The sequence below is a fragment of the Pseudomonas sp. 008 genome (assembly GCF_016861935.1).
In the GTDB taxonomy this organism is placed as follows: domain Bacteria; phylum Pseudomonadota; class Gammaproteobacteria; order Pseudomonadales; family Pseudomonadaceae; genus Aquipseudomonas.
Genome location: NZ_BOMA01000003.1, coordinates 154,883 through 176,771 on the forward strand (window position 1 = coordinate 154,883; position 21,889 = coordinate 176,771).

Annotated in this window: 17 protein-coding genes; 12 read left to right on the forward strand and 5 right to left on the reverse strand. The window is 58.8% G+C overall.

Going from position 1 to position 21,889, the window contains the following annotated elements; translation table 11 throughout:
- Nucleotides 1-114 precede the first annotated feature (114 nt).
- The gene (ligD, locus tag JUI81_RS07975; protein ID WP_204124057.1) at nt 115-2,658 is read right to left on the reverse strand and encodes a DNA ligase D; all 2,544 of its coding nucleotides are present in this window, start codon (nt 2,656-2,658) and stop codon (nt 115-117) included.
- Nucleotides 2,659-3,094: 436 nt separating this feature from the next.
- Between ligD and JUI81_RS07980 the strand changes: the two genes are divergently transcribed.
- The 7 genes from JUI81_RS07980 to JUI81_RS08010 all read left to right on the forward strand — a co-directional run bounded on the left by JUI81_RS07980 (nt 3,095) and on the right by JUI81_RS08010 (nt 9,801).
- The gene (locus JUI81_RS07980) at nt 3,095-3,610 is read left to right on the forward strand and encodes an Hcp family type VI secretion system effector (protein WP_007900657.1); all 516 of its coding nucleotides are present in this window, start codon (nt 3,095-3,097) and stop codon (nt 3,608-3,610) included.
- 132 nt (nt 3,611-3,742) lie between these two features.
- On the forward strand, nt 3,743-5,785 hold the full coding sequence (gene tssI, locus JUI81_RS07985; protein ID WP_204124058.1) for a type VI secretion system tip protein TssI/VgrG: 2,043 nt from the start codon (nt 3,743-3,745) through the stop codon (nt 5,783-5,785).
- A gap of 4 nt (nt 5,786-5,789) precedes the next feature.
- A complete protein-coding gene (locus JUI81_RS07990; RefSeq protein ID WP_374707260.1) occupies nt 5,790-6,518 on the forward strand; it encodes a DUF4123 domain-containing protein in 729 nt (242 codons plus the stop codon).
- Nucleotides 6,515-6,811 carry a hypothetical protein gene (locus tag JUI81_RS07995; protein WP_239077669.1) on the forward strand — a complete coding sequence of 99 codons (297 nt, stop codon included), beginning with the start codon at nt 6,515-6,517 and terminating at the stop codon, nt 6,809-6,811. Before JUI81_RS07990 ends, JUI81_RS07995 begins: the two co-directional genes overlap by 4 nt.
- A 209-nt stretch (nt 6,812-7,020) precedes the next feature.
- Nucleotides 7,021-7,368, forward strand: a complete 348-nt coding sequence (locus tag JUI81_RS08000) for a DUF6124 family protein (protein WP_028941314.1) — start codon at nt 7,021-7,023, stop codon at nt 7,366-7,368.
- Nucleotides 7,365-7,631, forward strand: a complete 267-nt coding sequence (locus tag JUI81_RS08005) for a hypothetical protein (RefSeq protein WP_019580140.1) — start codon at nt 7,365-7,367, stop codon at nt 7,629-7,631. Before JUI81_RS08000 ends, JUI81_RS08005 begins: the two co-directional genes overlap by 4 nt.
- 301 nt (nt 7,632-7,932) lie before the next feature.
- The gene (locus JUI81_RS08010; RefSeq protein ID WP_028941313.1) at nt 7,933-9,801 is read left to right on the forward strand and encodes an ATP-binding protein; all 1,869 of its coding nucleotides are present in this window, start codon (nt 7,933-7,935) and stop codon (nt 9,799-9,801) included.
- 502 nt (nt 9,802-10,303) lie between these two features.
- Here JUI81_RS08010 and JUI81_RS08015 read toward each other — a convergent pair.
- The 4 genes from JUI81_RS08015 to JUI81_RS08030 all read right to left on the reverse strand — a co-directional run bounded on the left by JUI81_RS08015 (nt 10,304) and on the right by JUI81_RS08030 (nt 16,314).
- Nucleotides 10,304-11,374, reverse strand: a complete 1,071-nt coding sequence (locus tag JUI81_RS08015) for a lipocalin-like domain-containing protein (protein WP_204124059.1) — start codon at nt 11,372-11,374, stop codon at nt 10,304-10,306.
- Nucleotides 11,364-13,835, reverse strand: a complete 2,472-nt coding sequence (locus tag JUI81_RS08020; RefSeq protein ID WP_204124153.1) for an FtsX-like permease family protein — start codon at nt 13,833-13,835, stop codon at nt 11,364-11,366. Before JUI81_RS08020 ends, JUI81_RS08015 begins: the two co-directional genes overlap by 11 nt.
- A 1-nt stretch (nt 13,836) precedes the next feature.
- Nucleotides 13,837-14,505 carry an ABC transporter ATP-binding protein gene (locus JUI81_RS08025; RefSeq protein WP_204124060.1) on the reverse strand — a complete coding sequence of 223 codons (669 nt, stop codon included), beginning with the start codon at nt 14,503-14,505 and terminating at the stop codon, nt 13,837-13,839.
- A 111-nt stretch (nt 14,506-14,616) separates the two neighbouring features.
- A complete protein-coding gene (locus tag JUI81_RS08030) occupies nt 14,617-16,314 on the reverse strand; it encodes a sulfatase-like hydrolase/transferase (RefSeq protein WP_204124061.1) in 1,698 nt (565 codons plus the stop codon).
- Between the two features lie 468 nt (nt 16,315-16,782).
- On the opposite strand from JUI81_RS08030, the gene JUI81_RS08035 reads away from it, so the two are divergent.
- From JUI81_RS08035 to JUI81_RS08055, 5 genes are read left to right on the forward strand one after another with little or no spacing between them, the layout of a single operon-like run.
- A complete protein-coding gene (locus JUI81_RS08035) occupies nt 16,783-17,826 on the forward strand; it encodes an NAD-dependent epimerase (protein WP_096479933.1) in 1,044 nt (347 codons plus the stop codon).
- An 11-nt stretch (nt 17,827-17,837) separates the two neighbouring features.
- The gene (locus JUI81_RS08040) at nt 17,838-18,584 is read left to right on the forward strand and encodes a sugar transferase (protein ID WP_096479932.1); all 747 of its coding nucleotides are present in this window, start codon (nt 17,838-17,840) and stop codon (nt 18,582-18,584) included.
- A complete protein-coding gene (locus JUI81_RS08045; protein ID WP_204124062.1) occupies nt 18,585-19,229 on the forward strand; it encodes a CpsD/CapB family tyrosine-protein kinase in 645 nt (214 codons plus the stop codon).
- A gap of 23 nt (nt 19,230-19,252) precedes the next feature.
- Complete coding sequence (locus JUI81_RS08050; protein WP_019580132.1) at nt 19,253-20,275, forward strand: polysaccharide biosynthesis/export family protein; 1,023 nt, start codon at nt 19,253-19,255, stop codon at nt 20,273-20,275.
- A gap of 17 nt (nt 20,276-20,292) precedes the next feature.
- Entirely contained in the window at nt 20,293-21,888 is a 1,596-nt protein-coding gene (locus JUI81_RS08055; protein WP_204124063.1) for a Wzz/FepE/Etk N-terminal domain-containing protein, read from the forward strand.
- Nucleotide 21,889 lies beyond the last annotated feature (1 nt).

Consider the following 21,889-nt stretch of genomic DNA (forward strand, 5'->3'; position numbering starts at 1 on the left):
GCTGCGAAGCGGCCCCAAAATCTCTGATGTACCAAAGATTTTGTGAGTGCTACGCACTCAAACGGGGCGATGCGTCGTTCCGACAAGCCCCCTCGCCACATCCCTTCCGATTCACTATTTTTTCATCCCGATCCGTCGCCGCATCTCGGCGGTAATCGTCTGCCGGGTTTTCTTCAGATCGGCCCAGGGTTCATCGCCCACCTCGGCCAAACGTTCATGCACAGTGTGCAGGTTCCATTGATTACCCCCCTTGAGCTCAGACACTTCTTCGCGAAAGATCGGTACCGACACTGGCAACCCTTCGCGGCTGCGCACGGCATAAGCGCAGATCGTGGTGGCGCCGAGGCCGTTGCGCAGGTAATCGATAAAGATGCGCCCAACCCGGTTTTTCGGCCCCGACACCGCGGAAAATCGTTCCGGCAGCAGCTTGGCCATGTGACTGACAATCGCATGGCTGAAGTCCTTGACCTCGTCCCAACCGTGTTTGCGGGTGAGCGGTACGACCAGGTGAATCCCCTTGCCGCCGCTGGTCTTGAGAAACGCCTTGAGCCCCAGCTCATCCAGCACCGTGAGGATCAGCCGGGTCGCTTCGACCATGCTCTTCCAGGGCAACGCCGGATCCGGGTCGAGGTCGAGGACGAAGCGGTCGGGCTTGTCCAGATCGACCGACGTGGCGTTCCAGGTGTGCAGCTCCACGGTGCTCATCTGCACCGCGCCAATCAGGGCTTCGGCACTGTTGATGACCATCATCGGTTGGCCGGTCAGTGCCTTGTCCAAAGTGACAATGCCGGGTATGGCCAGATTCTCGGCGTTCTTCTGAAAAAACAGTTCGCCGGTGATGCCGTCCGGTGCGCGCACCAGCGCCACCGGCCGGTCCTTGAGTTGCGGCAGAATCCACTCGGCGACGCTGGCGTAATACTCCGCCAATTGCATCTTGGTGGTGCCGCTACTGGCATCGATCACCCGATCCGGATGCGTGATGCGCACCTTGCCCTGCTCCAGGCCGACTTGTGACGGTGCCGCTTGGGAGGTTTTAGTTTTAGTGGTTGAGGTTTTCACGGTTGTCGGACGCTCCTCGGTGATGTCGGCGGCAGGCTTGTCCTCGCGCAGCCCATGGAACACGGCCTGGCGCACCGAGCCGTCCTTGGTCATCTCGGCGAAGGCCACTTCCGCAAGCAGAACGGGTTTTATCCAGTGCACTCCCTTGGCTTCAACACCGGTGGGCGGGTTGACCACCGAGGGCTTTTTCGTCTGCAGCGGTTTCAGTTGTTCGTAAAGACGCTTGAGGCTCGCCTCGCTGAATCCGGTGCCGACCTTGCCCGCATAGCGCAATTCCCCGCTGTCACGGTCGTGCAGCCCCAGCAGCAACGCGCCAAAGGCACTGCGCGAGCCTTGGGGATCGGTGAAGCCGACCACGATGAATTCCTGCCGATGCTTGCACTTTAGTTTGATCCAGTCACTGCTGCGCCGGGACACGTAAGGCGAGCCCAGGCGTTTGCCAATCAACCCTTCCATGTGCATTTTACAGGCGCTGTCGAGTAACGCCTCCGGGGACTCGTTGAACGTGTCGGAGAACCGCAACAGAGGGTTTTCATCGGGCTTGAGCACAGTCGCCAGCGCCGCCCTGCGCGCTTCGACAGGAACTTCGCGCAGGTCCACGCCATTGAGGTAAGGCAAATCGAACAGGTAGTAAACGATGCTGGCGCTACGACCGGCATCGAAGGCGTTTTGCAGCGCCTGAAAATCCGGAACACCCTGCTCGTCCGCCACCACCATTTCGCCGTCGAGCCAGGCCGATTCCAGGCCCAACGCCGCCAGCGCTGCAGCCTGCTCTGGCAATTTGTGGGTCCAGTCGTGACCGTTGCGGGTGAAGAGCTTGACCTCATCGTGGTCGATGCGCGCCATGACCCGGTAACCGTCGAACTTGATCTCATAGCTCCATTCGCCGTCCGGCGCGGATTCCACCAGTGTCGCCAATTCGGGTTTGAGCAGCTCCGGCAGCCTGGCTTTACGAGCGCCTGTCAGTTGTGATGAGCGCTCTCTGCGCGCCTTCGCCGCTGGCTTTTTAACGGGACTGGGTTTCGACTTGGCGACAATGGTGCGATCGCTGAGTACGCTGTCGGGCTCGGCGGCGACCACGTCGTAATCGCTTTCGGGCCTGGCCGCGCCGTCCTGATGTTTGATCAAAAACCATTGCTCCTGCTTGCCCGGCATGTGCGTGCGCACGAGGTTCCACAGGCCGCCGAGCTTCTCCCCTTGCAACTCGAATTTCAGCCGGCCCTTGGCGTACGCCTTGGCAGGGTCGTCCTGGGGAATCCACACCCCACGGTCCCAAACGATCACCTCGCCGGCGCCGTAATGCCCTTCGGGAATGGTGCCCTCGAACGTGGCGTAATCGAGCGGATGGTCTTCGACGTGGATTGCCAGGCGCTTGACCTTGGGGTCCAGCGACGGGCCTTTCGGCACGGCCCAACTTTTCAGCGCGCCATCGAGCTCAAGGCGAAAGTCATAGTGCAGGTGCGAGGCGTCATGTTTCTGAATGCAGAATTGCAGCGCATGATCCTTCACCGCTTTTTTGCCCGAACGCTTGGCGGCGGCCGGTTCCGGAGTCGCCACAAAGTCACGCATGCGGTTGTAATCGTCCAGGGTCTTGTTCATGGCTTACCGGGTGCTCGCTGGCGGACGCTGAATCGGCACGTCTCTACATCAGCAGAGCGACAGGTCCGGAAAAAAATTCCATCGCCACTGGAATTGCCCGGACAGACGGCTGGGTCTATCGGGATGATCGCTCATAGCCTTGATGCGCAACTTCTTGCGCAGTTACTCGTCCCAAAAACACCTCAACAACGCTGAACGTCAGGTGGATCAAGCCCTCCAGCCGAGTGCGCAACTTCTTGCGCACCACTGCGCAAGAAGTTGCGCACTTTTTCAGGTGATCGCTGCCGAAAAACCTCTCCACGCTTAAAAAATAGCCTCAACCATCTGATTTATATGACAAAAAACATTTACGGCACGCTCCTTGATAACAGTCAGGCACCCACCGGGCGATACCGCCTCCCGGGCACTTTAAATTTATCCGCAAGGAGAGCACCCCATGGCAACACCAGCGTACATGTCCGTTACCGGCGAAAAACAAGGCCTGATCACTGCCGGCGCATTCACCGCCGACTCCGTTGGCAACACCTACCAGGAAGGCCACGAAGACCAGGTCATGGTTCAGGCGTTCAGCCACGACGTGATCATCCCGCGTGACCCACAGTCCGGCCAACCGACCGGTCAGCGTGTACACAAGCCAGTCGTGATCACCAAGGTCTACGACAAGTCTTCGCCACTGCTGCAAGCGGCGCTGACCTCCGGCGAGCGCATGAGCGAAATCGTTATCCAGTGGTACCGCACTTCGGCTCAAGGTACCCAAGAGCACTACTACACCACCAAACTGGAAGACGCGATCATCGTCGCCATCAACAACAAAATGCACAACTGCCAGGATCCGTCGAACTCGCACTTCACGCACCTGGAAGAAGTGCAATTCACCTACCGCAAAATCACCTGGACCCACGAAGTATCCGGTACTTCGGGTTCCGATGACTGGCGTGTTCCAGTCGCTTAATCGCGGCTGACGGTTCCAAACATCGGCCAGCTCTGCTGGTCGATGTCATTTGCGCCTTCCAGGAATTTTCGCGTCCGTTGATCCGGCTTTCGGGTGTCAACGCGCGCCGCAACACTGCACGAGGAACAAGGGATGTTCGCGCCGGCCAATCAGACTCACTTTGCCCTGACTGTCGAAGGTCTGGGAAACGACCTTCAGGTTCTTGCCCTGCAAGGTCGGGAAGCCATCAGCCAGCCTTTTGTGTTTGAGGTGGAGCTGGTCAGTGAGCAGCCGTCCCTGGACCTCGAAACGCTATTGCACAAACCGGCCTTTTTGCAGCTCTCGCCTGACGGCAGCGGCATTCATGGCCAGATCTACCGCGCCGCCCAAGGCGATTCGGGCAAACGCCTGACCCGCTACGCCGTGACCCTGCGCCCGCAGCTGTCCTACCTGGCGCACCGCATCAACCAACGCATCTTCCAGAACCTCACCGTGCCGAAAATCATCGGCATGGTCCTCGAAGAGCACGGCATCCAGAGCAATGCCTACGAATTCAAAGTCGGGGCGATTTATCCCGAGCGCATTTACTGCGTTCAGTACGATGAATCGGACCTGCAGTTCATCCAGCGCCTGTGCGAGGAAGAAGGAATCCATTACCACTTCCAGCACAGCACCACGGCCCACAAGCTGGTGTTCGGCGATGACCAGACGGTGTTCCCGAAACTCGCGCCCGTGGCCTACCAGCAAGACTCCGGCATGGTCGCCAACGACCCGGTAATCAAGCGCTTCGACCTGCGCCTGGAAACCCGCACCAGCCGTACCACCCGCCGCGACTACGACTTCGAAAAGCCGCGCCTGAAGCTGGAAAGCGAGAACCGTGGCGACGCCCTGCCCGACCTCGAAGACTACGACTACCCCGGCCGCTTCATCGACCGCGAACGCGGCAAGCAACTGGCCAAACGCGCCCTCGAGCGTCATCGCAGCGACTTCCAGCTGGCCGAAGGCCGAAGCGATCAGCCGTTGCTGGTCAGCGGCCACTTCCTGGCCCTGACCCAACACCCCAAGGCCAAGTGGAACGACCTGTGGCTGCTGACTGAAATCCTCCACGAAGGCAAACAGCCGCAAGTGCTGGAAGAGTCGGTGACCAGCAGCACCACCAATCTCAAAGACGATTTCCACCAGGGCTACCGCAACCGCTTCCAGGCCACCCCCTGGGACGTGCCGAACCGTCCGCCGCTGAACCACCCTAAGCCACGGATCCTCGGCAGCCAGAGCGCCGTGGTCACCGGGCCAAAAGGTGAAGAGATCCACTGCGACCAATACGGCCGCGTCAAAGTGCAATTCCACTGGGACCGCGAAGGCCAGGCCGACGACAAGACCAGCTGCTGGCTGCGCGTCTCCTCCGCCTGGGCCGGCGCCCATTACGGCGGCATCGCCATTCCACGGATCGGCATGGAAGTGCTGGTCAGCTTCCTCGAAGGCGACCCCGACCAACCGCTGATCAGCGGCTGCCTGTACCACAAGGAAAACGTCGTCCCGTACGCCCTGCCGGCGAACAAGACCCGCAGCACCTTCAAAACCCTGAGTTCTCCGGGCGGCGGCGGATTCAACGAGCTGCGCATCGAAGACAAAAAAGGCCAGGAACAGATCTTCCTGCACGCCCAGCGCGACTGGGATGAGAACGTCGAACACGACCAGAAAATCCGCGTCGGCAACGAACGCCACGACACCGTCGAGCAAAACAGCTACAGCGAATTCAAGGCCGAAGAACACCACACTGTCTACGCCGATCGCAAAGTCGAAGCCCGCGCCAACGACCACCTAACCGTGGGCGTCAACCAGCACATCAAGGTCGGCACCGGCCAATTCATCGAAGCCGGCCAGGAGATCCACCTGAGCAGCGGCATGAAAGTCGTGCTCGAAGCCGGCACCGAACTCACCCTCAAGGCCGGCGGCAGCTTCATCAAGATCGATGCCAGCGGCGTCACCCTCAGCGGCCCGGCGATCAACATGAACTCCGGCGGCAGCCCGGGCAGCGGCACCGGGGCAGCACCGTTGATGCCTGGGGCGTTGAAACAGGCTGATGCGGACAAGGCTGGCGCGGTGTTGACCCCGGCGCAGATTAATACGCTGAAGCGCAATGCGCCGTTCTGTGAAGAGTGCGAGAAGTGCAAGGCAGGTGCTTGTGCGATCTGATCCGATGACTCCACAAGCGTGGCTGGCTGAACGGCCGTTGCGGACGGGTGAGCGGTTGTACTTGATTGTTAGTGCGGCCAGTGATGTCGAAGCGCTCAAGTCGCTTTACCAAAACGAACCCACAACCCAGGCGACCCCGATTTGGGGCGGTACACCTTACGCGGGCTGGCAGCCGGTGATGCCCTACCTCATTGAGTTGAAACCCAACTCAAGTTTTCTACCGTGGATTGCCGAAACCGACGCCCTCGATTGGGGGTGGCTGGCCGTTTCCAACAGCGAACCGAACGTGGTGTTCGAACACCTGCGTAGCCTCACTCTGGTTCGGATGCCGGATGGGACTGAAGTGTTTTTCCGGTTCTGGGACGGGCGGCATATCTACCCGATTCTGGCAGGACTCGGCGACGCCGCCGGTGAAGTGCTGCCGGTGTTTGATCGGTACCTGATCAATGGAAAGAGCCTGGAGGTGGGGCCGCGCGCGGTGCCACCGGCGAAGGACTGGCCTTGGTGGGAGGTGCCGAAGGCGTTGCTGGATGGCCTGACCAAGCAAAATCCGTCGACCGTCATCGGCAACATGATGCAGTGGTTGAAGGAGGATCATGCCGATCTGTACTTCTCGTTCCCTGAATCCAACCTTCGAGAAAAAGTGGCGCGCTTCGTAAAACGCACGCCACTCACGGAAGAAAATTTCACCGGGCTGTTGAAGGCCCATCTGGAAAATGAGGTGGCCGTATGAGCATTTTGATGGGTTCGATCGTTGGGAACCTGACAGCGAAACAACCAGATGCTCAGGCCATCATCAGTGACTTCAAGACATGCCGCATCGGTTTAAACTGCAGCGAAATCAGCAACCTGACGATCAAAAACATACCTACAAAAGAAAAACCCAATATAACAATCACTCAGAGCGAAAACATTTTCACGCTCCATGCTTCGAACAGCAGCTCGATAATTGAATTCACAACGAAATCCCCGCTACTTTGTGGCCCCTCAGTTTATATGAACGACAAAAAGCCCGTACTCACTTAAAAAATCTAACTCATTTTTCTGCCCTTTGAGTCGTCTGACAAAAGCATCGGACATTTCCCGCCCCCCCCATCGCCATCCATGAACTTGTAAACCCCCTCCTCCCCAGATAACCTCCCTCAGTCACTGCAACCTCAGCGACCGGTTTTGACAGACCGAACACAAGGCATGCAAATGCCGCTTTGCGGCTCCTTTGATTCAGGAGCTTCACGGTGAAAAAGTTTCCACCCGATTCCCTCGATCCCATTCAACTCAGCCAAGCAACCCAACGCGCCGTCAGCGCCCGCCTCCGCAACCCCAAAAACCCCGACCCCATCAGCCACGTCTTCACCCTTCTCCCCAACATCCGCACCGAAACCCTGCTAAGCCACGCCTGCGAAACCCTCGCCTCGCTCAACGTACTGACCACCGACCTTGCCCGTGAACTCGAAGGCTCGCACCGCAGCCTGGCGCTATCGATTCAGCAATTGGCTGTACTGGGTGAGTTGTTGGTAAACCGGGCGCTGGACAACCTCGACCCGACCGGTGGGACGTCCGACGCTCAGGAGGTTCAACCATGACTCGATACATGCCGATTACCGGCATCGACTGCACGATCCCTTCCCTGCTAATCGACACCGCAGCGCCTGTCGACGTGTTGCACGACACGGCGGCGCATCGCATTCGTTGCGTCACTCAACTGTTGGAAACGCTGTCTATGGGCGAAGCGCCTGGCGGTGACGCTGCACTGTTGCAAGAGTTTGCGCGGGTGTTGGCAATCCCATTGCGGGACGGCTGCGATTTGCTGGATGTGGTCGGCCGACGGTTACGGGCGCAGCTTTAATTCAGCCAATAAAAATGGGCGACGCCAGGGTCGCCCATTTTTATATCCGACGTTTAATATCATTCCTCAAATTGATCCACACAGCATTTCGCAAGAGGTTGCTAAAACATCGTCTGCAAATTTATTGATACAGGAGCAAAAGCCTTCAAACGTCCACTATATTGGACTCTACCGCAAAATCGTGACCACCAGGAAACCCAAAAAGCTGGCGCTTCGGTCAAGTAATTTCCACACTGAGAAATATTGGTTTTCAGCCGGTCTTCAATTTATGCTTGAGCTCACAGTATGGAGGCTGTGATGAATGTTCAAACTCAGACGGAAAACATGGGCGTTACTTTTGGTCTACATCGTAGGTGTCAGTGGTTATATCTACTACCTTTACGTCGAGACCCAAGGCATCCTCACTGACAACATTAATAACAAGCTGCTGCATGCCGCGTTGGGCGCTTCGGCCATCCTCGGCGACCGCTACCATGACAATCTGATCGACAAACAGTCGAAAACGGAAGCGCAAGACTGGGATGCCATTCAGCGGCTCTCCCGGTTTAACGAGTCCATGGGCACCGCGTTTGTCTACAGCGTGGTCAAACGCGCTGGGGAAGCCTATCTAGTCAGTTCCAGCGCATCGAAAAAAGAAATTCAAGAGCAGAATTTCGTACGTTTTTTCGATCCTTATCCCGATGCCAGTCAGGCTTTGCTCGACAGTTTTGAGCGCACCGAGCCCACCTGGATCGATTACTCGGATCACTGGGGAGACTTTCGCGCTGTCTTCGTCCCGATGAAGTCCCAGGACGGAACAGTTTATGTGGTGGGGGCGGAGATGACGTTGGCGGATTACTACCACCAACTCAATCAGGACTCCCTGCACCATATCCTCCTTGCCATTCTGGTATTTCTCGCCTTCAGTCTTTTACGCATGCGCGCGCATCTTCAGCAATTGCAAATAAACGAACAGGTATTGAATCAGGCAAAAAATACCGCCGAGGACGCTGATCGTTCAAAAACCAGATTCTTGGCCACCATGAGTCATGAAATCCGCACCCCCATGTACGGGGTTATCGGCGCGACCGAGTTGTTGGCTGGGTCTGCCCTCACTCCCGAGCAAAACAATCTGGTCAAAACGATTCATACCAGTGGACGAACCCTGTTGTCTCTTATCGACAATATTCTTGACTTGGCAAAAATCGAAGCGGGCAAACTTGAATTGAAGCCTCGTGTATTCGACGTGAGAGTGCTGGTTTCATCCAGTATTGAAATGATCCGGCAAAACATTCAGGACAAACCAATAGTCCTTGAGGCCCAGGTCTCACCGGACGTACCGCCGTGGGTCAAAGCCGATAGTGATTGCCTTCGCCAGATATTGATCAACTTGTTGGGCAATGCGGTCAAATTTACCGAAGCCGGACAAGTATCACTCGTGGTCACGACTCGTGGTTACGGCCCTCGAGCGCGCCTCGACTTCTCCATACGCGATACCGGCATAGGTATCCCCTTGGCTCGGCAAAGCAGCCTGTTCAAGCCCTTTACCCAGTTTAAAGGGCCGACCAGTCAACGCTTTACCGGGAGCGGGCTCGGTCTTTCCATTTGCAAGAATCTGGTCGAGGCACAACAGGGGACGTTGTCCTTTACCAGTCAGCCTGGCGTTGGATCGACGTTCTTTTTCTCACTCCCCATGGAGCTTTTTTCAGTTTCGGAGATACCCATCGAGAGCAATCAGGCAGCGGTTGGTTTCGACGCTTCTTTTGCCCAGGATTATCCACTGGATATCCTGCTGGTGGAGAATCATCCAATTAACCAGAAAGTTGCTCTGGCGATGTTACAGGCATTGGGTTATACGCCTGACCTCGCGTCAAATGGCCTGGAGGCGGTCAATCAGTGTATGACATCGACTCCGGATATCATTTTCATGGATATCAATATGCCTGTTATGGATGGATTAGCGGCCATGCGTAAAATCCGCCAACGACCGCAGGGCGATACTTGCTATATCGTTGCTTTCACCGCAAACGCTTTTTCGAGCGAGATTGAACGTTTCAAGGCCGCCGGAGCCAATGATATTTTAACCAAACCGACAAACTTTCAGTCCTTGACCCGAGTGCTTCAACGAGCAGCCAATTACCGACAGCAGCTCCAGGCCAGCACGCGGGGAGTGAATACCATTTCAAGTTGACGCCAGAATCTGGCTGTTGACGGCGTACACCGTGCGCCTGACCCGGATTGGCTCCATCAGCCAATAAAAATGGGCGACCCCAAGGTCGCCCATTTTTATATCCGAAACTTTTAAACAGCACCTCCCAAAGAAGGTGTTCGCCCAGTGTAATGGCCTGGCAATCCATGCACCGGTAAAGAGCCCTGACACCGGGCGAACGGGAAGGATTTTAATAGAATTTGGCAGATATGTCCTCGTGTACAAACATGAAATTTATGCACGTAATATTTCGTAAGGCCCCGCTTACACAACGTCTACAAACTTCCTAAACGCACCGGTTCGACCATTAAAATTGATTGTTCTTATACAGCTATCCGCACAAGAACAATCAATACGTACAAGTAATGATCAGCTTGGGTGCTGGCAGGCCACTTTCAGCACATCGCTACAGGTCAGCACAACGCTCTACCCTACGTTCAGATCTTTCAATTTCACCGAATAACGTGGCGTCGAGAGCTCCAACTCAATACCCGGTCATCTCCAGATACCCCTGCCCCCCATGACTGCCGCTCAGCCGCACCGGCCCTTCCCAGTAAGGAATGCGCAAGTCCATCCAGGCCTTGGGGTTGAGGGCGTCGATAGTAATTTCGAGGTGCTTGCCCGGGATGTTGATCGACCAGCGCACAGGCATCGAACGCCCGGCGACCTTGGCGGTATCTTGCGGTGTAAGGTTGATGTCGTCGGCGTGCAGCAACTGCGTCTGCCCCTGAGCGTCGATCCAGGTGCCGGTGAGGTATGGCGCGCCGTCCTTTTGCCGCATGCGGTAGAGCATCACTTGCTCACCGCTGTCCAGGTGCAGGGAGAACCAGTCCCAACCGGTCTGGTTGGCGGTCAGCGGTTGGCTGCTCCACTCTCGGTCGAGCCAGGCCGGGCCGTTGACCGTGTAGGTTTTGCCGTCGATTTCGAGGGTGCCGCTGGCCTGGAAAAAAGGCTGGCTGTAGTAGTACGAAGCCTGGCCTTGTTCGGATTTCTGGCTGAAGCCTTTGTCTCCCTGAAGTACCAATGGCCGGCTTGACGTCAGTCGAAGCTGGTAGCTGAACGCCTTGTCGCGGGCGCTGAGTTGCAGGTCTGCCAGCGGGTTTTCGTCGGTGGCCTGACTGCTGAAACGCCAATCATCGATCCATGCGTTGAACGGCTTAAGGATCACTCCGGCCTGGCCGACACCGCCTCGGGCATAGCGTTCGGCGGCATGGTGTGCGGTGGCGGATGTCACGGCCGCGTGGCCCAGCCAGATAGTCTGATTGGCCCAGCCAGGTTGCTCGGGCGTCGCTTTCAAGGCGCTGCGAAACAGCGTCCATTGCGCGCCGAACTCGCGCCCCTGATCGTCCTTGAGGTTGGCGGTGACGTACCACCATTCAATGCGAAAGCCATCGTGGGCGCCGTGGTCCGCCGGGAAACTGAATTCTCGCCCGGGCACCACCGGGGTAAATGCGGTGGCCTGATGGCCGAGGCCGGCGAAGCCTTTTTCCGGCGCAGGCGTGTTGTCGCAGCCGCTCAGCAACGCCAGCAGCAACACGCAGATTTTAATCTTCATGAGCAAACGTCCTCAGCAGATCCGCCGGTTGCGTGCGATATAGCGAATACAACGGCCACGCCGACGCAAGCAACGTGGCGAGCAAGGCCAGGCCCATCAACTGCAACAGTTGCAGCGGAAACACCCGTAGCGGCAAGCGCCAGCCGAAGGCCTGCACGTTGATCACCGTGTCCAGGCACCACGCCAATGCGATGCCCAACGGCAATGCCAGCACCAATGTCAGCACCGCGAGCAACCAGGTCTGCCCGAGGTTGAGCAGCATCAACTGTCGCCGCGTCACGCCCAGCGCCCACAAGGGCGCGAGTTGTCCGAGGCGACTCTGGCTCTGGGTCAGCAGGCTGATGAACAGCGCCACGCCCGCGACGCAAAGCGTCAGGCTGTTGAGTGCGGCGGTGGCGGCGAAGGTGCGCTCGAACACTTGCGTGGACCAGCCCTTGAGCCGGGCCTGGTCGACGATGCGGCTGTCGTCCAGGGCGAAGCGCGCTTGCAGCGCGGCCAGGAACGCGGGAATCGACGCGGGCTCGATGCGCAGGTTGAAACGGCTGGGTGTCAGCTGCGGCCAGCCGCGCAGCAGGTGATTGATGTTGACCAGCAGATGGCCCTTGGGATTGCCGTAGTCGGCGTAGATCCCAACGATCCGTGGCGACCATGGACCGTTGGGCGTGGCAATGGTCAAGTGATCACCCAGGCGTACCTTCAACCGCCGGGCCAGTTGTTCGCTGAGCATCAGTGCGTCATCCTTGGCCAGTCGTTCCCAAGGGTCGTCGCCCAAGGCTTCCAGCAACGGCCAGTGCTGGCGATAGGTCGGGTGATCGATCACGCCGAAGACTTCCGCCGGCCAGCCCTGTAACTGAATCGACACTTGCCAGTTGGGTAGCACCGCGCTGACTTGGGGTTGTTGTTTGAGCCATGTGTAAAGCTCTCGGGCCTGGGCCGGATTTTGCGGATTGACATACAACTCGGCGGTCAGGCGTTGTTCGAGCCAGTTGTTGAAGGTCTGGCGGAAACCGGCGGTCATGCTGCCGGCGCCGATGTTCGCCGCCAGCGCCAATAACAGCGCCATCAAGGCCAGGCTCAGGGCCGGCAACTGCTGACGGCAGTCGGCGACGAACCATTGGCCGAGCACCGAGCGACTGCGCCGCAGCACCCGGTTGAGCACGCTGTTCAACACCACCGGCAAGGCCAGTGCGGCGCCGATCAACAACGCGGCCATCAGCACGAAACCACTGCTCAGGCTGTCGCCGAACATCAACGCCAACACCGCGATCAACGCAGCCATCGCCGCGACCCAGCCCTGGCGCCGCAACCAGCGCGCGTGGGCCTGATGCCAGGCTTGCGGATCGGCCAGCGCCAGCAGCGGCAAACGCGCTGCGCGCAGCAAACTGTTGGCGCCTGCCAGCAACGCGCCGAGCAAGCTCAGACCGATGCCGCTGAACCACCACAGCGGGCTGAGGCTCAACTGTCCCGGCACTTCGGCGCCGTACAAGCCGCGCAAACTGGCGGCGACGTCCGGCAACAGCACGCCAGCCAGCAGGTAGCCGCTGAGCACACCGGCGACACCACCGATCAACGCCAGACCACCCAGCTCGACGGCGAGGCCGACAATCAACATTCGCGCACTGACGCCACAGGCGCGCAGGGTTCTGAGCAAACCTCGACGTTGCTCCAGCGCCAGGCCGATTGCCGCGTGCACGATGAACAGGCCAACCACGAACGACAGAAAGCCCAAGGCATCGAGGTTCAGATGGAAGCTCTCGGTCAGGCGCGCAAGATTGTTTTCTTCACCGCTGCTGATGAGCTGGAGTTGGCCCTTGAACTGATCAGGCAGGGTCGCGGTGAAATCCTTGGGCAGCAACAGACGTGACAGTTGATCGGGCAATTGCAGAATCTGCTGGGCGAAACCGATGTCCACCAGCAACACACCGGGGGCCATGTCGGGTTGGGCACGCAGTGGCGGCAAGGCGATGCCGCTCTCGGCCGTCGGTGTTTCACCTTCGTGCAAGCCCAACGCCTGCAAGGTCTGCGGCGAGATCCAGGTGCTGCCCGGCGCCGTAAAGAACTCGACGACCTGCTCGATCGGCAACGCCTGCCCGGCCACTGCGGAACCGGCCGGCAGCGACACCGGTTCGATACCCATCAACTGCAAGCGCTGGTCTTCATGGCCCTTGAGCGTCACCCGACCTCGCAACACGGGCGATACCGGCCAACCCGCGCGACGCAGGTCGATAAACAATTGCTGAGGGAACACCCCACCGCCGGGCGCACTGAGGCTGGCTTGAGGTTCGCCACCGATCAACTGACTGGCCCGCGCGTAGCTTTCCCGTGCCTGACTGTTCAGCGCTTGCACGCCGGTCAGCAGGCTGGTGGCGAGCCAGAGCCCGGTCAGCACACTGAAAAATTGCACCGGATGTTGCCGCCAATGGCTGAGCAGTGCCCGCAATGTCTCGCGAAAAACCCGCACTTCAGCGCTCGTCCGCGCCAGCCAGACGGCCATTGTGCAGCACCACTTTTTCCGCCAGCCGCGCGGCGACTCTGGGGCTGTGGGTGACCATCAACAACGTCGTCGGGCTGTCGTCGAGCAACTCCAGCAGCAACTTCAACACCTCATCGCTGGTGGCTTCATCGAGGCTGCCGGTGGGTTCGTCGGCCAGCAGCAGTTTCGGTTGCGAGGCCAACGCCCTGCCAAGCGCAACTCGTTGCTGTTGCCCGCCAGACAGTTGTTCCGGATAGCGCTGCAACAGATCCACCAACCCAAGACGCTGCACCAGATGCGCTTGCCAGCGCGAATCGTGGCGTCCGGCCAGACGCGCCTGAAACGCCAGATTGTCCTCGACCCGCAAACTGCCGATCAGGTTGAACTGCTGAAACACCAGGCCGATTTCGGTGCGCCGCCAGTGGGCCAATTGGCCTTCGTTCATCTGTTCCAGCCGATGCTCGCCGCTGCGAATGCTGCCGCGATCGACCTTGTCCAGGCCGGCGATCAGGTGCAGCAAGGTGCTTTTGCCACTGCCCGACTCGCCCATCAACGCCAGGCTGCTGCCGGGTTTCAACGTGAGGTCGACGCCTTGTAATACCGGCAAAGGGCCTTGGGGGGTGGCGTAGCTTTTGAAGACGCCCTGGACCGAAAGCATGAGAGGAGGCTCGTTGAAGGCAGTGGGCCTAGGATAGCGGACGGCAGCAGGACCGCGTTATCGTTTATCGCGAGCCTGCTCGCGATAAGGCCAGGTCATCTCATCAAAATCTCACTCCCCCACCGCCACACTCGGCACCACTGGCCCCGGCGTCACAATGCTCTTCAGATCGATGTACTTCCACGCAGGCACAGCGCCGAGCCGCGCATTGAAGCGATAGTTGAAAGTGAAATCATCCGCCGTCGACACGCTCAACGGTTTGCCATACACCGCCTCGACCCCCGCCAGGTCATAGCCCATCAACTGCAACAACGTCGGGAAGATGTTGTAGTGACTGGAGCGGTCCTTGTTGGCCGGCAACTGCGCCTGCCAGTCCATCGTCTTCAAATCGCTGCCCGAGATCACCACCAACGGCACTAAGCCCTCCTCCTCTACCGGATCACTGCCGCAGTGAGTGTTGAGCCCCGGGTTACCGCGCTCATGCAGATCCTGCCCGTGGTCCGAGGTGTAGATCAGCAGCGCATTACGCATATCCGCCTGGGCGAAAACCCGTGAGAAGAACTCGCCGACATTCCACAGCACCGTGTTTTTGTAGGCATTGCGGTACAACACCCAATCATCCGGCTGACCGTTGAAGCCATCGCGTTTACCGGAGTCCGCCACCTCGACAAACTGCCCCCGAGGCAAGGTCGGGCGGTAGGCCATAAACGCGTCTGGGTATTTGTCGTGCACGGGAAAATGCGCGCCGACCTTGTTGATCACCACCAGCTCCGGTATGCCGTCGTTGAGCAGGTCGATCAGCTTGGCCGCCGCAGCCATGTCGCGCTCACGCACGCTGGTCTGGTCGAATTGCACGAACTCGTCGATGTCCTGCTTCTCGGCATTGCTCATCAGGTTCTGCAAGTTGCCGCCCGTGCGCTGGGCATCGATGTAAACCGTGCGCAGCCCGGCCTTTTTCGCGTACTGCCAGATCGACGGCAGCGTGGTGTTGATCCGCATGTAATCGCCACGGGTGCCGCCATAGCGCAACGTGACGTTGGTGTCGGCGCTGCAATTGGCGATGGACGCGGCGTAGCCGTAATTGAAGATGTCCACGCCCGGGTGCGCTTCCTTGAGGTTGCTGTGCACACCGAATGGCGTGTTGATGTCCAGGTAATTACCGGAAATGCTCTCGTCGATGATCAGTACGATGTCGTAACCCACCGGCCGATCGATGCGCGCCAGGCTCACCGGCTCGCGCGGGCCGACAGTGTTGTGCAGCGCTTCATAGGTAAACAGATTCAGATAGGCCAACGGCGTGTACATGATCGGCAAGCCACGGGCGCCCTCGCCGGCCCGCACGAACAACACGACACTGAGCAGCAGCACGCCGAGCACCGGTGCCGCCACCAACAGCGGTCCCGGCAATGGTAGCCGTCGACGCGGCTTGAGCCCGATACCCAACAGCAGCAACAAGCCACTGACCGTCGCACTGATGATCGCATCGCGGTACTGGTAAGCCGCTTCCTGAATGAACCCACCGGAATACACCAGCGACACAAAACTGCTGTAGGTCAGGTAACTGGCGGTCACGTGCGTATACACGTCAAAGAAAATCGCCGAGCCAAACAGCGCCAACGCAAACAAATGACGGACCAGTGTCTGACGAATATAGGCGGTCATGAACAGCGCGATCGTCAGCACCACGAACATCCCGCCATACAGCAACATCGGCAAACCGATGCCCAATGCCTCGAGACGATCGAGGTAATAGTCGTAGCTTTTGAGTAAATACAGAACCAGCAACAGTTCCTTGAAGTATCGGATCATGGTGGATGCAGTACCTCCATGGCTGCCATTGGCAAATGGAAACCAATGATTATCAGCCATTTTCTGACACTAGCACCGAGCCATGAAAGCGCAAGAAATGCCGGTTTTTTGCCAAAAGCGTCAAAAAAACATTAACTCAAATCTGACGCCTCAAAACGCCTGCAACCCTTGTAATACAAGCCTTTCGACCGTTTATCGTTTTCTTGAAACCCCTCAAAACCACGACAAATCCAGCAACGGCAAGCACTTGATACCAAATAGCCCATGAAATCAGGGTTTCCAGCCCGCGCTACCCGTCATTTTGCTGACACGCTTTCCCAAGGCTGGGCTATACCCCTTTTGACAGTCTCATTTCAGTTACATCCACCGTCTTACGAGGCACGCCAATATGGACGTGAACGTATTGGGTACGTGTTGCGTCGGCCTCATCCAAGCTGCGGCATTGGCAGCTCCAGAGGCGCCACGATCATGAAGATACTCGTCACTGGAGCCGCCGGCTTCATTGGTGCCCATTGTGTGTTGCGGCTGTTGAGCGACGGGCATCAGGTGTGCGGGCTGGACAACTTCAATGACTACTACGACCCGCAACTCAAACATGACCGCGTGGATTGGGTACGCGAGCAGGTCGGCGATTTCCCCCTCGCGAAAGTCGACCTGGCCGATGCCGAGGCCCTCGACGCACTGTTTGAGTGTGAACAACCGCAAGTGGTGATTCACCTCGCGGCCCAGGCCGGGGTGCGTTACTCCCTGGAAAATCCTCGGGCCTACCTCGACAGCAATCTGAGCGGGTTCCTCAACATTCTCGAAAGCTGCCGTCACCACCCGGTCAGGCACTTGATCTATGCCTCGTCCAGTTCGGTGTACGGCGCCAACCAGCACACGCCTTATTCGGTCAAGGACAACGTCGACCATCCGTTGTCGCTGTACGCCGCGACCAAAAAAGCCAACGAGTCGATGGCCCACAGCTACAGCCATCTGTTCGGCATTCCCTGCACCGGTTTGCGTTTTTTCACTGTGTACGGGCCCTGGGGCCGGCCCGACATGTCGCCGATCCAGTTCGCCCGGGCGATTGCCGAAGGGCAGCCGCTGAAGCTGTTCAACTACGGCCAGCACCAGCGGGACTTCACCTACATCGACGACATCATCGAGAGCATCGCCCGCCTGGTCGAACGCGCGCCCCAGCCGGCACCGGACTGGAACCGCGAGCAACCGGACCCGGCCAGCAGCATGGCGCCATGGCGCATTTACAACATTGGCGGACAGCAGCCGGTAGCGCTCAAGGACTACCTGGCACTGCTGGAAAAGCACCTGGGGCAAAAGGCCCTCGTCGAGTTACTGCCCCTGCAACCGGGCGACGTGCTCAACACCTGCGCCGATGCCAGCGATCTGGCACTGGCCACCGGTTTCCAGCCACGGATAGAGCTGGATGAAGGACTCGGACGATTCATCGCCTGGTTCCGTGACTACTACCCACTGCGTAGCGCCCACTCGCCATTTATGGCCGGGCTTTAGCGGAGGACTCTATGACTGGACATGAAAAAGGCATGTTGCTCGATCACATGCAGCGTGACAACCGCCTGGATCCCGAGCACCGGATGCGCCTCGACAAGGCGATCCACGTGCAGGGTCACGGCTGGGTGACCGGCCGCAACGGCGGTCGGCCCTGGACCCTGTCGCGCACCAATCGGGTGCTCGCCTGCCTCGGTGCACTGGTGATTTTGCTGTTGATTTCCCCGGTACTGCTGGGGCTGGCACTGGCGATCAAGTTCAGCAGCCCGGGGCCGGTGATGTTCGTGCAACAACGCACCGGCTACCGCGGCCGCATGTTCGGCATGTACAAGTTCCGCACCATGGTGGCCAACGCCGAGGAGCTCAAGGAGTCCCTGCGGCATCTGAACAAGCACGGCGCCGACGCCATCGACTTCAAGATCGACAACGACCCGCGGATTACCCCCATCGGCAGCTTCCTGCGGCGCAGCAGCCTCGATGAATTACCCAACCTGATCAATGTGGTGAGCGGCGACATGCGCCTGGTAGGTCCACGACCCACCTCGTTCAATGCCCGTCGTTACAAGGACAGCCACCTTGCACGCCTGAGCATCTACCCCGGCATGACCGGTCTGTGGCAGATCTCCGGGCGCAGCAATATCGACTTCGACCAGCGCGTTGAGTTGGACCTCACGTACATCGCCGAGCAGAGCCTGTTGCTTGATCTGAAGATTCTGTTGAAAACCCCCTTCATCGTATTCAACGGCCACGGAGCGAGTTAAATGGACGGTTCATCGAATAACAGCCTGACCATCGCCAGCCCGAGCGAGTCCAACCTGACCTCGACCGTGCTCGACCTGGATCTGCGGATCCTTTTTCTGACCGCTGCCAACGCAGGCACAGGCACCACCACCAGCGCCCTGGCGCTGGCCAGCCAATTGGCGGCAATGAGCAGCGGCCAAGTGCTGCTGGTGGACGCCAGTCAGTCGACGGGCAATCTCACGCAACAGCTGGGGCTGAGCAAAGAGCGCGGCTTTCGCGATCTGCTGTTCAACGACTCCCCGCCGCTGCTGCAGGACTGCCTGGTGACCGTCTCCAGCCTGCCCTTCCACATCCTGCCGAACGGGCGGCACATCCGCGGTACCGAGCACCTGACCAGCGAACAGCTGATCCCGTTGCTCGAACAGTTGGTCGATCGGTATCGCTTCGTGGTGATCGACGGCGATGCGGTGTATGAGGCCGTCGACACCCTGGTCATCAGCACTTTGGTGGACGGCGTGATCATGGTGGTGCGTGCGGAAGACACCCGCTGGGAAGTGGCCCAGGCCGCGGCCCAACGCCTGACCCAGGCCGGCGCGAAACTGGTGGGCAGCGTCTTCAACCGGCGCAAGTACTACATGCCCAAATGGCTCTACAAAAACCTGTAAGCACCCACCTGAAGGATGAAGTCATGAATGCCAAAGTGCTTGTCCTGCTGTTGCTACCGCTTGCAGGTTGCTCCAGCACCAGTGAAACCCAAAACATGCCGGTGCAGATCCTCACGGCCGAGCCGGCCAACGCCCAGGCCACCGATATGCCCAAGGTCGAACAGACCTTGCGGCCCAAGGACGTGCTGGACGTGATCTTCCACGTCAGCACCAGTGGCTCGGAGGCTTACCGCATTCAGCCCGGCGACCAGGTCGCGCTGAACTTCACTGCGGCCAGCCAGCTCAACGGCACGCAACTGGTGCTGCCCGATGGCACCATCGAACTGCCGGGGGCCAACACCTCGGTGAAAATCGGTGGGATGACCTCGGTCCAGGCCCGGGAGGAAATCCAGCGCGCCTATAACCGCAAAGCCCTGTTCCAGCCCAATCGCAACCAGTTGACCGTGCTGGTCACCAGCCCGCTGAGCAACGAGCAAAACCTCAAGAGCGCCCTGAACCACCCCGCTACCGGCATGAGCCGGGAGATCACCGTGGGCAACGACGGCTATGCGAGTTTTCCGGAAATCGGCTCCGTGCCGCTGCAAGGCATGACCGTGAACCAACTGGAAACGTTCCTCAATCAACGTTATGCGCAATTGCCGGGACGGATGACCGTCGACGTCATGCTCAAATCCACGTCGGGCAATGAAATCTATGTGCTGGGTGAAGTCGCGCAGCCGGGCTCCTATCCGATTCGCCGCCCGGTTTCAGTGCTCGAAGCGTTGACCCTGGCCCGTGGCACCAACGTCAAGGCGCGCCTCGATTCAGTGGTGATCATGCGCCGCAACGGCAACCAGGTGCAGGCTGTGCACTACGACGTGGAGAAAGCCTTGTCCGGTGACGCGTCGCAGATTGCTTACCTGCAACCGGACGACATGCTCTACGTGCCCAAGACCAAACTGGCCAGTGCCGGTGAGCTCGCGCGGCAACTGGCCGATGTGGTGTTGTTTCAGGGGGTGGGCTTCACCTTCGGCTACCGCGTCGACAACAAAGGCAGCAACAACTAACTCTCAGGTGACCGACTATGAACCCAAAGGAAAACTACCTGCATGAGTTCTTCAGGATCTTCTTCGCCAACAAGCGGCTGGTGAAGCGAATCTTCCTGATCTTTGCAGTGATCGCCCTGCTCCTGCCACTGGTGCTGAAACAGAGCTTCGATATCACCGCGCAGGTGCTCGTGCAGTCCAAAAAACTCTCTCAGGGAGACGCCACCACATCCCTGACCCAAGGCGACGCCTCTTTCATTCCGCCATCGCTGGCGGATATGGAAACCGAGAGCAATATCCTGCGCTCTCCGGCCCTGATCCGTCAGACCATCAGTGACCTGCAGGCCAAAGGCGAATACACGCCCAACCCCGGGGCCTTCAACAAATTGGTGACCGTACCGATCCAGCGTTTCGTGACCAACCCCTTGCGTGAATACGTGATCAACCCGGTGCGCGGCGCGCTCGGGCTTGCAACCGATCCGGTGCGGGACACCACCCTGGATACCTTCACCCAGGAGGCCATCGATAACCTGAAGATCGACACCCTGCCCGGCTCCAACGTGATCTCCATTATCTACAGCTCAAGCGATCCGGCCCAAGGCACCCGGTTTGTCGCAACGATGTTGCAAAACTACCTGGCCAGCCGTCAGGAACTGCAATCGATCGATCTGCCACAGAGCTTCTACGAAACCAAGAAGAAGCAGTATCAGGTGCGGCTCGATGGCCTGGAAGGTACTCGACTGGCGTTGCTCGAAAAGATCGGTGCGTCCGATCCGAAGGAAGAAATCACCTTCCGCCTCAACGCCATCAACACCGAGGAAGAGAACCTGAACCAGTATCAGGATCGCTTGCTGCAAAGCCAGCGCTGGCTCGACTACCTGAAAACCGCGCTGGCGGCGGCCAACAATACCTCTCGGCTCAACGACTACACCTTCCCCTTCACCTTCACCACCACGGTGGACAACATTGCCTTCGAAGACCGGGAGATCCGGCAGATCGGTGAGGCACTGACGACTCAAGTCAGTCGCTACATGAACGACCTGGCGGTGTTCCAGCCGGGCAGCGAACCGATGCTGCTGGCCCGCGAGCAAATTACCCGCACCCGCCAGCAGTTCCTGAAAATCGTCAGCAACCGGATTCAGGAGCGCACCAGCGACCTGGCCATTGTCACCTCGGTGATCAACCAGAAAACCGCGCGCATCGCCGAGTTCAAGAACCGCATCCACCAGTTGCAAGTGGCTCAGAGCAAGTTGCAGCAGATGGATACCGAGATCAATGCCTTGCACGCGGCGTTCTCCACCTATGCCCAGCGCTTTGCCGAAAGCAGCACCGCCCGCGCGCTGGACAGCGATTTGTCCAACGCCCGGGTGCTCAGCCCGCCGTTCGAACCGACCGAGGTGGCGTTTCCCAAACCGCTGCTGATCATTCCATTCGGGATGCTGACCGGACTGCTGCTGGCGATTGCCTTCGTCTACGTGCGTGAGTTCTTCGATCACAGCTTCAAACATCCAGCGCAAATCACCCATGAACTGGGCTTGCCGGTGCTGTTGGTGATCAACGATCAGGACGTCCTGCCGAACAACCCGCACAAGAACTGGACCGTGCCTAGCTTCATGTATTGGGTGCGCCATTGAA

Excerpts from the sequence above, each read along its gene's own strand:
- JUI81_RS08055 (WP_204124063.1), top strand. The coding sequence starts at position 20,293 with ATGAACCCAAAGGAAAACTACCTGCATGAGTTCTTCAGGATCTTCTTC.
- JUI81_RS08035 (WP_096479933.1), top strand. The coding sequence starts at position 16,783 with ATGAAGATACTCGTCACTGGAGCCGCCGGCTTCATTGGTGCCCATTGT.
- ligD (WP_204124057.1), bottom strand. The coding sequence starts at position 2,658 with ATGAACAAGACCCTGGACGATTACAACCGCATGCGTGACTTTGTGGCG.
- JUI81_RS08030 (WP_204124061.1), bottom strand. The coding sequence starts at position 16,314 with ATGATCCGATACTTCAAGGAACTGTTGCTGGTTCTGTATTTACTCAAA.
- JUI81_RS07980 (WP_007900657.1), top strand. The coding sequence starts at position 3,095 with ATGGCAACACCAGCGTACATGTCCGTTACCGGCGAAAAACAAGGCCTG.
- JUI81_RS08025 (WP_204124060.1), bottom strand. The coding sequence starts at position 14,505 with ATGCTTTCGGTCCAGGGCGTCTTCAAAAGCTACGCCACCCCCCAAGGC.
- JUI81_RS08005 (WP_019580140.1), top strand. The coding sequence starts at position 7,365 with ATGACTCGATACATGCCGATTACCGGCATCGACTGCACGATCCCTTCC.
- JUI81_RS07995 (WP_239077669.1), top strand. The coding sequence starts at position 6,515 with ATGAGCATTTTGATGGGTTCGATCGTTGGGAACCTGACAGCGAAACAA.
- tssI (WP_204124058.1), top strand. The coding sequence starts at position 3,743 with ATGTTCGCGCCGGCCAATCAGACTCACTTTGCCCTGACTGTCGAAGGT.
- JUI81_RS08010 (WP_028941313.1), top strand. The coding sequence starts at position 7,933 with ATGTTCAAACTCAGACGGAAAACATGGGCGTTACTTTTGGTCTACATC.
- JUI81_RS08015 (WP_204124059.1), bottom strand. The coding sequence starts at position 11,374 with ATGAAGATTAAAATCTGCGTGTTGCTGCTGGCGTTGCTGAGCGGCTGC.
- JUI81_RS08050 (WP_019580132.1), top strand. The coding sequence starts at position 19,253 with ATGAATGCCAAAGTGCTTGTCCTGCTGTTGCTACCGCTTGCAGGTTGC.
- JUI81_RS08045 (WP_204124062.1), top strand. The coding sequence starts at position 18,585 with ATGGACGGTTCATCGAATAACAGCCTGACCATCGCCAGCCCGAGCGAG.
- JUI81_RS07990 (WP_374707260.1), top strand. The coding sequence starts at position 5,790 with ATGACTCCACAAGCGTGGCTGGCTGAACGGCCGTTGCGGACGGGTGAG.
- JUI81_RS08040 (WP_096479932.1), top strand. The coding sequence starts at position 17,838 with ATGACTGGACATGAAAAAGGCATGTTGCTCGATCACATGCAGCGTGAC.